Source organism: Mesorhizobium sp. Root157, from assembly GCF_001427385.1.
In the GTDB taxonomy this organism is placed as follows: Bacteria; Pseudomonadota; Alphaproteobacteria; order Rhizobiales; family Rhizobiaceae; genus Mesorhizobium.
Window position 1 is genome coordinate 111,066 of record NZ_LMGJ01000003.1, and the last position, 12,864, is coordinate 123,929.

A 12,864-nucleotide genomic window follows, 5' to 3' on the forward strand; every position below is an offset into this window, starting at 1 on the left:
AGCCACAGGGTCCGACCACGGTACCGCTGACATCACGCACGTCTGGCGCGTGCCAGGTACGATGAACTGGCCCAACGGGGCGAAGTTGGCGCGCGGGAGGTCACCAGAACCGGTCACAGTTGCCGTAGCTGAGCCTTGGGACGGCACGTTTACCGACTCTACCGCATTTGCGGTTTCGGTGTCGCAATTCGCGGGCAAGGTAGACGCACCGCCTGTAGTTTTGGGCGACCTTCCAGATGTCGACGGCGTCGAGGTTTCAGTGGAAGCTGCGTTGCTTCTCGCGGCGAACGATGAGAGGGACAGGTCGTCACACGCTGCCCGCGTAGTCGAGAGGTTGGCATTCGACGGCCTCGCTGCGGAAGTTGCTGCGGCGCTATTCCTGTCAGCCACCGGTGATTGGCTCGGGCGTTATCCTACCGAACAAGCAGCCCGCACGGACTTCGCGAGGCTATGGGGGAAATTCGGCCAAGAGCAAACGCCCGTAGCTACTAGCGCCATCGCTGCACTCACCGCACCGAAGCCGAAACGTGAACCACCTGTGCCTGCGAATGATAATCGGAAGCCTGAGAAGAAGCGCTTTCCAGGTGTGCAATCGAGTGGTGACTTCGTGCGCGATTTCGTACCGCCGGATTATCATATCGACGGCATTGCGCAGGCCGCTTTCTTCTATTCGCTGACGGGAATGACGGGCGCCGGCAAGACTGCCGTACTGCTGCTCATTGCCTATTGCACCGCCTTGGGAAAGCGCCTGGGTGACCGNTTCTTCTATTCGCTGACGGGAATGACGGGCGCCGGCAAGACTGCCGTACTGCTGCTCATTGCCTATTGCACCGCCTTGGGAAAGCGCCTGGGTGACCGTGACGTCCGTAAAGGCAAGGTCATCTACAGCGCTGGCGAGAACCCCGTGGACGTCCAGATGCGTTGGATTGCCATGGCGGCGGAGCTTGGCTTTGACCCCGAAAATATCGACGTCCACTTCATCGCCGGAACCTACAATATCCCGGAGTCTATCGGAGAAATAAAGAAAGCGGCCACGGCGATGGGGGGCGTCGACCTCATCATCATCGACACCAGTGCCGCATTCTTTCAGGGCGATGACGAAAACTCCAACGTCCAGAACGGCAAACACGCCAGGGACATGCGCGCACTGACGGAACTGCCCGGCGCGCCTTGCGTATTCACTGCCGCGCACCCGGTGAAGAATGCAGGGGCCGACAATCTCTTGCCCCGCGGAGGCGGCGCATTCCTGAACGAGGTGGACGGGAATCTGACCTTAGCCAAGGCACCTGGTGGTGCACGGATGCACTGGCAAGGCAAACACCGCGGCGTCGAGTTCGACCCGATACAGTTCGAGCTTCAGACGGTGTCCGCACCGCAGCTTGTCGACAGTAAGGGCCGGCAAATTCCCACGGTGATGGCAAGGTCGTTAACATCCTCGGACGCACGGGCCAACGCCGCCACGGCCCGTAGGGACGAGGACTCCGTACTTCTGGAAATCAGGCGCGATGGCAAGCAGTCGCTCAAGTCCATGGCTGAGAGCCTTGGCTGGATGAAGGATGGCGAGCCAGACAAGCGGCGCGTCTCGTACGCATCCGACAAACTGAAGCGCGACAAACTGGTCACCTATGCCCGCAACGGATGGAAATTATCCAAACCGGGCGAAGCAGCAGCCGCTGAAGCTGCTGCCGACAGGCACAGTGCGGAGGCAATAGAGGCTTTCGTAGGCAAGGCAAACAAGCGTTACGGCGATGACGAATAGGCCGTCCCAAACGCCTCAAAACGATGGGACGGCAAGAGCACGATTTTGAGCCAAGCGTCCCACAATCGTCCCATCGGACGAAATCACGGACGGAGCGCATCAAAATCGGCAGAAACATCAACGAAATCAAACAGTACGATACGGACGGCTATTTCTTAAAAACAATAGGTGGTGGGGGGGCATTTATGCCCCACCCCACGTCGTCCGTACGGACCAGTTTACTGGGTAACGGACGATGGGACGATTTCAGCATTGGAGCTCCAGCATGACCATTACCACCGACGAACCCATCCGCGACATGACCGGCCGCCCCGTCACTGTGGCTCGGCCACGGCTTGGCAGGCGCATCACCTGGGCCGAGCTTTACAAGGAACGCCCTGACCTCCGACCCGCCAACCAGAACGACCGCGAGAGGGACGCGGCATGAGGGGGGGTACGTCAGTCTCTGCCAACCTCCATCCCATGACCGTCGCACCTAGCCACAGAAATCCGCGTGCATAATGGCGGAAAAAAAAGTGGGAGGGGGTGGGTCGCCTTTCTGGGGCGTTCACCGCCAACACTGGCGGCTTAAGGAACTTTTCGCATCCGCAAAATACGAAATTCTGAAGCCGCACTAAGACGGCGATCATAAGGACAAACCAAGATGACGAAATACAGAGGCGGAATGCCGGCCCTGCGCTGGCTCGCCAAAAAAGATCCCGCTGCCGCGCTTGCGGTGATTGAGGCAATCCGCGACTCCCGCCACCAGACACATCACGAGTCGGCACCAGGCTATCTGAATCCGGCTGGTGTAAATGCCGATGATGCTGAAACCTGTGTCGCACCCGATGAGACGTTGACCAGCGAAACGCTAGCAGAGCCAACGCAAGGCGGCCCGGACGAGATCCACGCCGAGGCATTGCACGAAATCCGTCCATCAGAGCGCGATCTATGCCGCGCCCTCGGGTGGGTCGAGTTCCCCTATACGGGGCGCTCCGCACCGCTAGGCTGGTGCATGCGATTACCACACCGGATGATGTGGCCAACGGAAGGCGGCCACCTTCGACCCACTTTTGACGGCACGCGCGCGCACCTGGCAGGAATGACATTCGCGACCGGTAAGGGTGCCGTCAAGCAGCATGGCGGTCTCATGATCAGCTACACCGACGCCACCGGCAAGGAACAGCGGCCATCGTATACCACCAGCAAGCCGCGTGGCGGAAAGCGACCCCACCGGACGAATGCCGCGATTGCGGCCTATCTCGCAATGCCCGCGGCTATCCCGTCACCATTGCGCGTTGATGGCTACCGGCGACCCATGTCTGGCGAACCGGCCTTGATGCCCATGCTGACGCCCCTGCAGCGGCGCGCTCCTGATAAATCGATGAATATCTGCGGCCAGATCGATCGCGAGGGCAGATACGGCGTTGCGGAAGCGCGGGCTGAGCTTGTGGCGTTTGGGGTTGACGGTAGCGTTCCGTTCGAAAGATTGCCGTTCCCTGCGACGCGTTGCCCGACCGTCATAGCACGGGGGGCTCGCTTCATTGCGGGAATCAGCAGCGCCAAACAGACGGCCAGCGTTCCAGCGCCGTCGTGGCAGATGCCCGAGACCAAGGCCCTGTCGCCAATCATCGAGGAAGTAGCGGCTCGCGGCAATCTGGAATCGATCGGCGGAGTCCTTGGCTACAAAGGTGGCTCAAGAGATCGCGCCGGAGGAAAGGCCCTGTTGGCCGCAAGCCGAGCATTGGTTGCGAGTAACGACAATCGCCCGCAGCGCGCAGCACAGGCGGCCTAAGCTTGTTTCTGGTACTTGCCTAGCCAAACAAGAAGGATCGCGCCAGCGGGGCTGTACGGCCTAAACAACTCGGTGCCAAATCACGTTAGGCCGACGCGTAAGTAGTGACACCACAGTGCTATGCTCTGTTGTTGTCCTTAGCACCTTGCCCGGCTTCGTGCCGGGTTTTCTTTTACCCTCAACAATAGTCATTTTCCAAAATCGAAAGGTAAACCAATGCCAACCACATTGGAGGCCATCGACGCCCTGTGCGCTCGGATAGGCTTCGATAAACCCCGCGCCAAGGCAGTCGCCCGCGCGCTCACCGACGCCGGCAGGTTGCCTGCTGGCGGCCCCGGTAAATCACCGGAACTCGACGCGGAACACGTCGTGGACATCGTGATCGGATGTTCTGTCGATGCGCCCCTCCGCGCCATTGCAGACAGCGTTGCGGCTTATCGTGCCATGACGCCGGGTGGTGCCAATCTTGATGGTGCGCCTGCCTCTATCGACACGGCCGGCCGCGCCCTCGACATCTGGGCAGACATCGCCATCCACGGCGACGCTGCCCTTCTGCGGCGCGAGCAGATCGAGATGATCTCGAACTGGCCGGAGATCGCCATCCACTCAACCGGCAGCGCGTCCCGCTTCCGCGAGATCGGGGCGCTGGCGTCGCATTGGGCCGAAACCGGCCATCGTAAATCCACCACCATCAACGGCGCGGCCTTGGTCGATGCCCTGCGCGAACTTTTTACGGAGATAAAATGATGGCACTACTGAAGAAATCCGCGCCGGTAGCATCCGAGCCATACCGCGTGCCGTCCCTGTCTGAAGCCGATGGGGGTTATGCCGCCCTCCAGGTGAGGCGCGGTGAACTGCAGGATAAGCAGCGAGAACTGAGCACCGAGCAGCGCGCCCTGCAGAAAGCTATCGCCTCCGATACCAGCCATGAGGTCCGGCCCTCTATCGCCGAACTACTTGGCGACGAACCCGGAACGAAGGCTTTCAACCGGAAGCGGCTCGCCAAGGTCAACACTGATATTTCCGACTTGGACCAAGCCTTGCGCGTTATCGATCAGAGAATTCGGGACGCCAGGGGCGCTGCTTCACGTGTCGTCTGCGCTTCTGCCCGACCAGAATACGCTCGCCGCGTTCGGGCCATGGTAGCCGCCATGCGGACGCTGGATGAGGCCCACAAGGCTTATGACGAACTTCGTTGGCAGCTTGAGGCAGAGGATATCGCGTGGACGAGTCTGGTGCCCATGTCCCCAGTTTGGCTCGGAAGTTCGAATGAAGCCGACCGGCGCATTACCCGATTCATCCGCGATGCGGAGGCTGCCGGCTATGGCGATTGAAAAAAGCACCGAACGCCGCGCCAAGTCGAAGCGCACGATCAAGCTGCCCGGCAAGGTCGAGCGGTACGCCAACACCGATCCCGTGGATATCGCTCGGGAGCTTCGGTCAAAGTCCCGGCTTGGCCAGCGAGAGGCCAAGTTAGACGCAGCGGAGAAGAAACTTGCCCAATAATACAATCAGTGGCTATGCCGCACGGTTCGGTGACGCGACTGTCATTGCCGGCGAATTCCGTGAGAAACTGGCACCGGGCGCTTTCGCCCGGTCGCTGCGTGAGAAGCCGGATGTGGTGATGTTGCTGGACCATGATTCCGGCCGCGTGCTCGGACGGACGACTGCCGGTACGCTCACGCTGCGGGAGGACCGTATCGGGTTGTGGTTCAGCCTCGATGTCGATCCCTCCACGCCGGAGGGGCAGTCAGCGCTGGGAACAGTCGGTCGCCAGGATGTTAAAGGCTGCTCGTTTGGTTTTCGTGTCCGTGCCGAAAGGTGGGAGGACGGTGGTGTCAAGCTGCCGCTCCGTATCATCGAGGACGTGGATCTGTTTGAGATCACGCTCACGGCGTTTCCCGCATATCCGACGACAAGCGCCAGCATCTCGCGGTCCAACGCATCGAGCGCTGCTCGTCGTGTCCGCGCAAAGGCGGAAGCTGCCATGCACGCGAGGGGAATCTGATGCCGGTCGGTCGAGTAGTTAGCTTTCCCGGCCGGTTTGGCTTCATCGCCACCGACGCCGGCAACCTGTATTTCCGCGCCGCTGACTCTGAGCCGGTCGAGCGAGGCGATCATGTTCGCTACGATACAGAGCCCGGCCCTGATGGTCGCCCACGTGCGGTCAGTGTGCGGGTTGTCGACCCTGCTGCAATGGCAGAATGCGACCGCGTTTTTGGGACGTAGGGGGGGCTGGGTCAGATCCTTCCCGCCACTGCCTTTCACGGACCGGATGGGGCCAAGAGCGCACATAAATCAGATTGAAATGTTGAGGGTCACGCAGACGAAGGTCCCCGAGATGGTGCTGCTCGATAGTCTCCCCACTCATTGAACAACTCGATTTGCAACTGATACAAATCGGAGAATAAGTCTTCATCGCCAAGCGCTTTAGCCGCCAGGGCAGTATCCATCAGAGCACGATGAACGTACTGGCTGAACTGGTCGGCCATTGCCTCGACTGGATCATCTGTGGGTAACATGGGCGCGCGAAAAGCTATGCCGTCATATGCATCCATGATGTGGCACATCGCACCGTGAATAAATCCCGAAAACGTCTTTTCTATAGTTTCGGCTACAGCAACGGCTGCACTCACATCCGATCCTGCATTGTATGTGCGAGCCACGTAAGCCCTTATGTCGCGACGTGAAACGCGGTCACGCTTCTGGGTAGACTTCAGGGGACTTGGGTGGTCAAATTCTTCCTGAACGAACTCGTTGAGATATCGTTCGTGGCTCTTTTCTGGCTTCGATTGAAATATAAGCGGGCCGGCAAGAAATTGGATGTCAGACCCTGTTTCATCCAGTATCCGCATTATTGCGCCCGCATCGAGAGACAGTCCCGCTCGAATAAGCGCTCGAAGTGAAAGCAGCGCGCTGAGCATACGAACCGTTTTCAAGACTAAGGCCTCGCGTATGCCAGGATCACGATATCGAAAGTGTGGCACGGCACTCGTTTTCACGAGAACAGGTGCATCTAACTTCGCAGCCATCTTGGATATTGCATCTTGTATGGCAGCGATCGAGAGGTCTGCTGCCATCTCATAGACGTTAGTACCTGTCATTTTTTGCTCTCGATCGCCCGGAAATCAGTATCCAGGTCGCGAGATTGACAGCAAACCAGGACTAAACACCAGCCCGCCTCGCGCGGGTTTTTCATAGGAAACCTCATGGACTCTTACGACATTGCGCACGCTTCGGCGGAGCGCACTGCCGGCGCTTGCGTTGCGCTTGGCATTGACCCAACCATCACAGCGGACGCGCTGCTAACCGTTGCCTTAGCTACTTGGGCGGCGGAAACCGACAGGCTGGCCGACGCCATCGACTTGCTCACTATCTGGACGGAGGTGCGCGATGGCCGTTGATATGGAGAAACTCGTCGTCCAGCTATCGGCCGACATTAAAAAGTACGAGAACGCCCTTAACCGCGCGATGGGCGTGACCAACCGTCAAGCCAAGGCCATAGAGAGCCGATTTGCGCGGATGAATAAGCGCGTCGCGTCGTCAATGTCGTTTTCCGGCAGCTTCGGCCGGGGCTTGCTCGGTGGACTGGCGGCCGGATTCTCCGCTCAGGGTGTGCAGCAGTTGCTGGATTCCGCCACCAAAATTCAAAACGCACTTAAATCAACCGGCATTACCGGCGAGGAGCTGGCCAAAGTGTATGGCCAGTTGTTTGATGCGGCGCAGCGGAACCAGGCACCGATCGAAGGGCTTGTCACGCTCTATAGTCGGGTGTCGCTCGCCCAGAAAGAGCTTGGAGTTTCCTCCGAGCAGATTGTCGGCCTCGTCGACACCGTGGGCAAGGCAATCAAGCTATCCGGTGGCGATGCGGCCCAGGCCAGCGGCGCGCTGCTTCAGCTTTCGCAGGCTCTCGGTGGTGGCAAGATCCAGGCCGAAGAATACAACAGCTTGATCGACGGAATGCCGGGTCTTTTGCAAGCTGCAGCGGCGGGTATTACGGAGGCCGGCGGTTCGGTTGCGAAGCTCACCGCGTTGGTCAAGGGCGGCGATGTGTCCAGCAAGGCATTCTTTGACGGCATCCAAGCTGGCGCTTCAGTTCTGGATGAACGTCTTGCCGGCGCGGAGCAAACCGTTTCCGGCTCATTTGTTCGGCTGCAAAACGTCCTGACCGACGTGGCAACAAAACTCGGGGATTCGACTGACGCCAGCCGCGTGCTTTCGGATTTTCTGAACGGACCGTTGACCGGCGCGATTCAAGAAGCCGGTGCGGTATTTAACTGGCTGGTCGATCCGATTTCGCAGTTTATCAGCTACGTAGATTGGGCATCGGATGCCGTGCTGCAGCTATCCGCGGACATGGGTAGATTGACAGGCTTGGACGAGGTTGGCCGCGCCCTTGGCGCTAAGCCCTTTGTGTCTCAAGGCCGCATCAAAGATCGCATTGATGGCGCCTTTGTTGGTACCGCCGCGCCGAAGTCGGGGCGAGCTGGTACGGAACTGACCGTAAGCAAGGGGACCGTCGTGCGGCCGGTCACGTTGGCGGATTATCCAGTCACAGGCGGTAAGTCCGCCCGTGGTTCCCGTGGCTCCCGCGAACGCCAAGACGACCTGCAGCGCGAAATCGAGCAGATCAAGGAGCGCACGGCAGCCATACAAGCCGAAACGGCGGCGATGGCGGGGATCAATCCGCTGATCGACGACTACGGCTTTGCGCTAGAAAAGGCCCGGTCCACGCAGGACTTGCTCAACGCTGCGCAAAAGGCCGGTATTGCGGGAGCGTCCGAATTTACGGACGCTCAACAACTCCTGAATGGCAATTTGGAGGGAATGTCGCCGACCGCGCGGGCTTTGGCCGAATCGATACGAGGGTTGGCCACCGGATATGCCAACGCCAGCGTTGCGGCCGAGCAACTTGCGGAAAGCCAGGACAAGGCCCGCCAGTCCGCAGAAGAAATGCGTGATTTGGGCAAGGACGTCATGGGCGGGTTCATCCATGACCTGCTCGACGGCAAATCGGCTGCGGATGCGCTGGCAGGCGCACTAGGCAAGATCGGCGACAAGCTGCTCGATATGGCGCTGGATGGGCTGTTTGATGGGTTCGGCAAGGGCGGGTCCGGCGGCGGGTTTAAAGGTATCTTCGGCGGCGCCATCATTCCGGGAATTCTGCACAAGGGCGGTATTGCCGGCTCGTCGGGCTACGGGCACGGCCGTTCGTTCTCCCCCGGCGTATTTGCTGGCGCACCGCGTTATCACAGCGGCGGAATCGCTGGTCTAAAGCCCGGCGAAGTTCCGGCTATCCTGCAGAAAGGCGAGGTCGTGTTGCCGCGTGGGATGAAGTCGGGCGGCGGTGGGCTGACCATCGACGCTCGCACCACCATAGATGCGCGCGGCGCTGATCCGGCCGCAATCATACGGCTGGAAGCAGCCATGCGCAAGCGGGACGCAGAGTTGCCTGGCCGGGTTGTGGCTGCGGTGCGGGATGCACAGCGGCGGAACGTGTCGCTATGACGGCCGGGCTTCGGCCCGGCCTACTTCCTGCGCTCCCGCCACGACACGCGAACCGGCTGGTACTCTTCGGGATACCGCGCGTCGAGTGACACCGCCACCATGGTCGCCATGATAGCCACGGACGCGGTGAAGCCCGCAAACAAAAGCGACTCCAACACGCCGACGGTGGCCGCAATGGCAATCAGCGCTGCCACGACAACCGAGGCGACTACGAAGAGGGCAGACTTCGTTTGATTGCTCATGGCGTACATCCTTTCTTTTTTCGGATGTAGGCATGCCGCGCTCGATGCGCGACTTGACAGTGTGTTCAATCGGAGCCTGCCAGCCTAAATGCACGCATCACCACTAGGGCAGTGACGCTGTTAGCCAACGGCAAAGGCGCGTTTTGGTTCCGTCCCGGGTATCATGCGGCCCGCAGACGTCGGATGCTGGGATTTCCTCGCTGCGGGTAACGGCGTTCCCATTGTGGGGGGCAGGCGGAAGCCGATGTGCGGCTGTCAAGGATTCGCAGAGACGGAACGTGTCGCTGTAGAAAAACAAACGCACCGCGGGAAGACGGTAATTTTAGCGACTTGTGTAACGCGATGGAAGGCTCACTACGCTATAGACCGAGTTATGGGGATGCACGAGATCACAGCGTTACTTCGTGATAATATCGCCTCCGCCGCACTCGCAATTGTAGCGGTTGTATTCGCGTGCATGCTCGTACTGACCATAAACGGCGTAAGGCTCCGAAACCCCTTTCGGCGCAAAGTATCGTCGACCGAACTTCGATTTCGCAATGTCTTCGGGATGATGGGCGAGGAGCGTCGCCAGGCGCTGATCGACAGTTATTGTAAGAAGTATAAGTGCAATCGGGAGCAGGCCATGCGGCATGCCTTGGAAGAGCGCGATCGGGACGCAAGAAGTTGGCGTTAGCGCAGTCGTCAGGCAACCCCGGTGCCCTTACATCGCGTCTTCCGTGATTTTGAACAGGCCGGGGTGAGCGATCGACACCGCTCGTATTGCGTCCTCCAGTTCTCCGTTGTGAACAAGAGCAACCTTCAGTGCCTCCACGACGTCGCCGCCGTATGTGGCAATGGCTATTTCGGCAGCCTTTTGCAGCCGGACTTCGTCGCGCGGACTCAGTTTTTGTCTCACTCGCATAACACCACCTCGCGATTGACTCCTGCCATTATGTTCCTATTTTGTTCTCCATGCAAATAGAAACCCTCGGCGACGCATTTGCCTACAGCGGCAAGGTCTGGATGGCCTGCGCGCTTGGCCCGTACACCAATGGCATGAAGCGCGGGCGGGAGTGCAATTTTCGCCAGGATCTGGATTTGCCGACGCTGGTCGCGACTCGAGGCGCGTCGTTTCCGATCGGGCTGTTACCGCAACGATTAAAGTGTCCTCGGTGCTCGTCGCGCGTGGTGTGGAGCTTTCCTCCCGTCAGCAGCGAGCACAAGACGTGGGCGGTGGGGTAAACATGGTGCAAAAAAGCCCCGCCAAAGCGAGGCTGAGTTGTTGGAAGGAGAAGCTCGGATCGTCCCGAGCATCAACGCTGACTATGGGTGGCCAGCACGATTACAATACGGGGAATGGGGGCGCTCGGCAAGGGACGCTTCTACCGCCTCGCGTTAGGGCCAATCTGCGCAGCTGTACAAATGTCATCACCGCAAGCGCGGCGACACCGCCTAGGACAGTGATGGTGTAAAATGACCAGAAAAATTGATTGAACACGGCCGGATCCTCCGGCTCGCAAACGGGGTAACAGGCAGTTGGTTCCGCAGCGCTCAAATTTGAAGCCGGCGCGGGTGTGCAATAGATGATTTAACCCGCGCCGGCCTTAGTCATCCCGGCCTCGCGTTTGTGAGGGGAGTGAGGCCGGCACGCCGCCAAGTCGGGTGAACTTTAGCGACAGCTAACTATACGCCTTCTGATGGATGATGACTATTGGACTTGACGTCTAGACAGCCGCACGCCGCTTACGTCCAGGAACTCGATCCCAGCAGACTCTAGCGCTCCGATAATTTTTTCTTTAGTCGCGGAGGTTCCGCCAAGTTCGCCATCGGATGCTTCCAGCCGTTTCAAAGTAGTGGGAGCTACCGTGGCCCGAACGGCCAATTCCGCTTGTGACCAACGCAGTAGTACCTTTGCTGCCTTAACTTGGCGAGTTGTGACCAATCGGGTGGTCATTGTTTCAGCCGATCCCGCAGCCGCACGCCAGGCCCGTTGCCGTTGCTGTCGATGAATAGGACGCCGGCGGCTTCGAGGGCGGTGCGCAGAACCTGAAGGGTTGCTGGCTGAAGCGTCGTCTTGCTGCGTTCGAAATTCCTTATCGTCAGATCGCTCACGCCAGAAGCCTTGGCGAGGTCGCTCTGCGTCCAGTCCTTTAATGCTCTAGCTGCTCTGCATTGTTCGGGTGTCATAGCCAGCACATACGCAGGCCGCTTTGAAAATCGCAACCTCTTTTGAAAAACGTGTTGACTTTTGTTTTTCGAAAAAGGATAACGCTTTCGGTTTTCGAAAGAGGAGACACCAACTATGAACCAGCACAGCATTCCCACCGACATCCACCGCCGCCTCGGCCTGGACAACATTGATCTGTCCGGCGCGGAGGGCGATAGACGATTGGCCGACCTGGAAGCGAAGGCGAAAGAAGCGATCAAAGCGCTCGTGATGGAAGTCCGCATCTACATGTCGCTGCGGGCTTACGCCGATGAGGCGGGCAGCGACGAGGAAATCGAGGACTTTCAGGCTGTCCGCGTGATGGAGGCGCTGAATGCTTTTGAGGAAACCGGAGGTGAAGAAGAATGAACGCCCACACTAAACCCGATGCTCCGGCCAAGAGCTTCGACATGGAATCGGCCACCGCCGAGCTTTGTTCGCTTGTCCTGGCTATCGGCCAGCTACAATCCGAACCCAGCATGAAGGACGTATGCGGCTTTCTGCTCAACATCGCCAACCGCACGGCGCGCGAAATCGAGGCGGCGAGATGACCCCTTCAGCCGCCAAAAATAACGAGCCGTCGCCCGGTGGCCTCGACTCGCTGCGCCAGCGCAAGGCGAAATTACTCGCAGAAGCGGCCGCAGCCAAAACCGACTTCGAAGCCGGCGTGGCGCAAGCCGCAGCAGAGATGACGGCCATGGTCGCGGCCAAAATCTGGGGCGAGACGATCTAACCCTATTGCCCCTGTATCGGCCGAGGATTTCTAACCTTCTAGCCGTAATGGATGATGCGCGTTCGAATCGCGCCGGGGGATCCATCATTCATACGAACAATGCGGCATGATCAGCCGCAGGCTCGCGACGCTGACGCACCACCCGGCGGACGCGAGCTTCCCATCGGCGTGGTCCGGGCTTCATTCACCCGTCTCCTCCCGCGCTGTAGCCCGTCATCCGAAAGGGTGGCGGGCTTTTCTCTTAGGAGGCGCGAACATCGTTAGGCTTATCGTTATGATAAATTTGAATTATATGCCTAAACCATTGATTTTATTGATGGCATGGCGGATGGGGTGGGATTCGAACCCACGGTGAGTTGCCCCACGCCGGTTTTCAAGACCGGTGCCTTAAACCGCTCGGCCACCCATCCAGCATCGATTTCGTCAGCACTGCTCGCTTCTGATCGCTTTCGATTGAAGCGCTTTCGACCGTTCTGCTATCGAATGCCTTTACGGTTTCGCCTTTACCGCGCTGCAGATCGCAGCGTCAACCTGTTCTGCGGCATCCGCCTGCTTTCCTGGCGCCGCACGGGAATAGAGGCCGAGCGGGACGCCGATGGCAGTGCCTCCCAGGCGTTCGCCAGCAATCCTGGTATGGACACCAGCCTCGTTTCCGTAACT

At 59.2% G+C, this 12,864-nt stretch carries 16 protein-coding genes and 1 tRNA gene; 12 read left to right on the forward strand and 5 right to left on the reverse strand.

Features of this window, described 5'->3' with window-relative positions:
• Nucleotides 1-772 precede the first annotated feature (772 nt).
• The 7 genes from ASD64_RS21455 (at nucleotide 773) to ASD64_RS03805 (ending at nucleotide 5,541) form a co-directional block, all read left to right on the forward strand.
• Nucleotides 773-1,759 (forward strand): AAA family ATPase, encoded by a 987-nt coding sequence (locus tag ASD64_RS21455; RefSeq protein WP_274533351.1) that lies wholly within the window; start codon nucleotides 773-775, stop codon nucleotides 1,757-1,759.
• 265 nt (nucleotides 1,760-2,024) lie between these two features.
• Nucleotides 2,025-2,186 (forward strand): hypothetical protein, encoded by a 162-nt coding sequence (locus ASD64_RS20880; protein ID WP_156459995.1) that lies wholly within the window; start codon nucleotides 2,025-2,027, stop codon nucleotides 2,184-2,186.
• A 237-nt stretch (nucleotides 2,187-2,423) separates the two neighbouring features.
• Entirely contained in the window at nucleotides 2,424-3,533 is a 1,110-nt protein-coding gene (locus ASD64_RS20885; protein ID WP_156459996.1) for a hypothetical protein, read from the forward strand.
• Nucleotides 3,534-3,749: 216 nt separating this feature from the next.
• Nucleotides 3,750-4,280, forward strand: a complete 531-nt coding sequence (locus ASD64_RS03790) for a hypothetical protein (RefSeq protein WP_056100913.1) — start codon at nucleotides 3,750-3,752, stop codon at nucleotides 4,278-4,280.
• The gene (locus ASD64_RS03795; protein WP_056100916.1) at nucleotides 4,277-4,867 is read left to right on the forward strand and encodes a hypothetical protein; all 591 of its coding nucleotides are present in this window, start codon (nucleotides 4,277-4,279) and stop codon (nucleotides 4,865-4,867) included. Before ASD64_RS03790 ends, ASD64_RS03795 begins: the two co-directional genes overlap by 4 nt.
• Complete coding sequence (locus ASD64_RS03800) at nucleotides 4,857-5,039, forward strand: hypothetical protein (RefSeq protein WP_056100919.1); 183 nt, start codon at nucleotides 4,857-4,859, stop codon at nucleotides 5,037-5,039. The genes ASD64_RS03795 and ASD64_RS03800 overlap by 11 nt, the downstream gene beginning before the upstream one ends.
• Nucleotides 5,029-5,541: an HK97 family phage prohead protease gene (locus ASD64_RS03805; protein ID WP_056100922.1), complete on the forward strand. Its 513-nt coding sequence runs from the start codon at nucleotides 5,029-5,031 to the stop codon at nucleotides 5,539-5,541. Before ASD64_RS03800 ends, ASD64_RS03805 begins: the two co-directional genes overlap by 11 nt.
• A gap of 310 nt (nucleotides 5,542-5,851) precedes the next feature.
• Here ASD64_RS03805 and ASD64_RS03810 read toward each other — a convergent pair whose 3' ends face one another.
• Nucleotides 5,852-6,637, reverse strand: coding sequence for a hypothetical protein (locus ASD64_RS03810; protein ID WP_056100925.1), 786 nt, complete (start codon nucleotides 6,635-6,637; stop codon nucleotides 5,852-5,854).
• Between the two features lie 105 nt (nucleotides 6,638-6,742).
• Between ASD64_RS03810 and ASD64_RS03815 the strand changes: the two genes are divergently transcribed.
• Entirely contained in the window at nucleotides 6,743-6,937 is a 195-nt protein-coding gene (locus ASD64_RS03815; protein ID WP_056100928.1) for a hypothetical protein, read from the forward strand.
• Nucleotides 6,927-9,041, forward strand: a complete 2,115-nt coding sequence (locus ASD64_RS03820; protein WP_056100931.1) for a tape measure protein — start codon at nucleotides 6,927-6,929, stop codon at nucleotides 9,039-9,041. Before ASD64_RS03815 ends, ASD64_RS03820 begins: the two co-directional genes overlap by 11 nt.
• A gap of 20 nt (nucleotides 9,042-9,061) precedes the next feature.
• Here the strand turns inward: ASD64_RS03820 and ASD64_RS03825 are convergent, their stop codons facing one another.
• The 3 genes from ASD64_RS03825 to ASD64_RS03845 form a co-directional block, all read right to left on the reverse strand.
• Nucleotides 9,062-9,283, reverse strand: coding sequence for a hypothetical protein (locus tag ASD64_RS03825; RefSeq protein ID WP_156459997.1), 222 nt, complete (start codon nucleotides 9,281-9,283; stop codon nucleotides 9,062-9,064).
• 703 nt (nucleotides 9,284-9,986) lie between these two features.
• Complete coding sequence (locus tag ASD64_RS03835; protein ID WP_156459998.1) at nucleotides 9,987-10,181, reverse strand: hypothetical protein; 195 nt, start codon at nucleotides 10,179-10,181, stop codon at nucleotides 9,987-9,989.
• Between the two features lie 1,034 nt (nucleotides 10,182-11,215).
• Nucleotides 11,216-11,452, reverse strand: a complete 237-nt coding sequence (locus ASD64_RS03845; protein ID WP_200957794.1) for a helix-turn-helix domain-containing protein — start codon at nucleotides 11,450-11,452, stop codon at nucleotides 11,216-11,218.
• Between the two features lie 115 nt (nucleotides 11,453-11,567).
• Between ASD64_RS03845 and ASD64_RS03850 the strand changes: the two genes are divergently transcribed.
• Genes ASD64_RS03850 through ASD64_RS03860 form a run of 3 tightly spaced genes read left to right on the forward strand, consistent with a single transcriptional unit; the run spans nucleotide 11,568 to nucleotide 12,204 of the window.
• The gene (locus ASD64_RS03850; RefSeq protein WP_056100953.1) at nucleotides 11,568-11,840 is read left to right on the forward strand and encodes a hypothetical protein; all 273 of its coding nucleotides are present in this window, start codon (nucleotides 11,568-11,570) and stop codon (nucleotides 11,838-11,840) included.
• The gene (locus ASD64_RS03855) at nucleotides 11,837-12,022 is read left to right on the forward strand and encodes a hypothetical protein (RefSeq protein ID WP_056100955.1); all 186 of its coding nucleotides are present in this window, start codon (nucleotides 11,837-11,839) and stop codon (nucleotides 12,020-12,022) included. The genes ASD64_RS03850 and ASD64_RS03855 overlap by 4 nt, the downstream gene beginning before the upstream one ends.
• On the forward strand, nucleotides 12,019-12,204 hold the full coding sequence (locus tag ASD64_RS03860; RefSeq protein ID WP_056100958.1) for a hypothetical protein: 186 nt from the start codon (nucleotides 12,019-12,021) through the stop codon (nucleotides 12,202-12,204). Before ASD64_RS03855 ends, ASD64_RS03860 begins: the two co-directional genes overlap by 4 nt.
• Before the next feature lie 322 nt (nucleotides 12,205-12,526).
• Here ASD64_RS03860 and ASD64_RS03865 read toward each other — a convergent pair.
• A tRNA-Ser gene (locus ASD64_RS03865) sits at nucleotides 12,527-12,614 on the reverse strand.
• Nucleotides 12,615-12,864: the final 250 nt, after the last annotated feature.

Excerpts from the sequence above, each read along its gene's own strand:
- ASD64_RS20880 (WP_156459995.1), top strand. The coding sequence starts at position 2,025 with ATGACCATTACCACCGACGAACCCATCCGCGACATGACCGGCCGCCCC.
- ASD64_RS20885 (WP_156459996.1), top strand. The coding sequence starts at position 2,424 with ATGCCGGCCCTGCGCTGGCTCGCCAAAAAAGATCCCGCTGCCGCGCTT.
- ASD64_RS03790 (WP_056100913.1), top strand. The coding sequence starts at position 3,750 with ATGCCAACCACATTGGAGGCCATCGACGCCCTGTGCGCTCGGATAGGC.
- ASD64_RS03795 (WP_056100916.1), top strand. The coding sequence starts at position 4,277 with ATGATGGCACTACTGAAGAAATCCGCGCCGGTAGCATCCGAGCCATAC.
- ASD64_RS03800 (WP_056100919.1), top strand. The coding sequence starts at position 4,857 with ATGGCGATTGAAAAAAGCACCGAACGCCGCGCCAAGTCGAAGCGCACG.
- ASD64_RS03810 (WP_056100925.1), bottom strand. The coding sequence starts at position 6,637 with ATGACAGGTACTAACGTCTATGAGATGGCAGCAGACCTCTCGATCGCT.
- ASD64_RS03815 (WP_056100928.1), top strand. The coding sequence starts at position 6,743 with ATGGACTCTTACGACATTGCGCACGCTTCGGCGGAGCGCACTGCCGGC.
- ASD64_RS03820 (WP_056100931.1), top strand. The coding sequence starts at position 6,927 with ATGGCCGTTGATATGGAGAAACTCGTCGTCCAGCTATCGGCCGACATT.
- ASD64_RS03825 (WP_156459997.1), bottom strand. The coding sequence starts at position 9,283 with ATGAGCAATCAAACGAAGTCTGCCCTCTTCGTAGTCGCCTCGGTTGTC.
- ASD64_RS03845 (WP_200957794.1), bottom strand. The coding sequence starts at position 11,452 with ATGACACCCGAACAATGCAGAGCAGCTAGAGCATTAAAGGACTGGACG.
- ASD64_RS03850 (WP_056100953.1), top strand. The coding sequence starts at position 11,568 with ATGAACCAGCACAGCATTCCCACCGACATCCACCGCCGCCTCGGCCTG.
- ASD64_RS03855 (WP_056100955.1), top strand. The coding sequence starts at position 11,837 with ATGAACGCCCACACTAAACCCGATGCTCCGGCCAAGAGCTTCGACATG.
- ASD64_RS03860 (WP_056100958.1), top strand. The coding sequence starts at position 12,019 with ATGACCCCTTCAGCCGCCAAAAATAACGAGCCGTCGCCCGGTGGCCTC.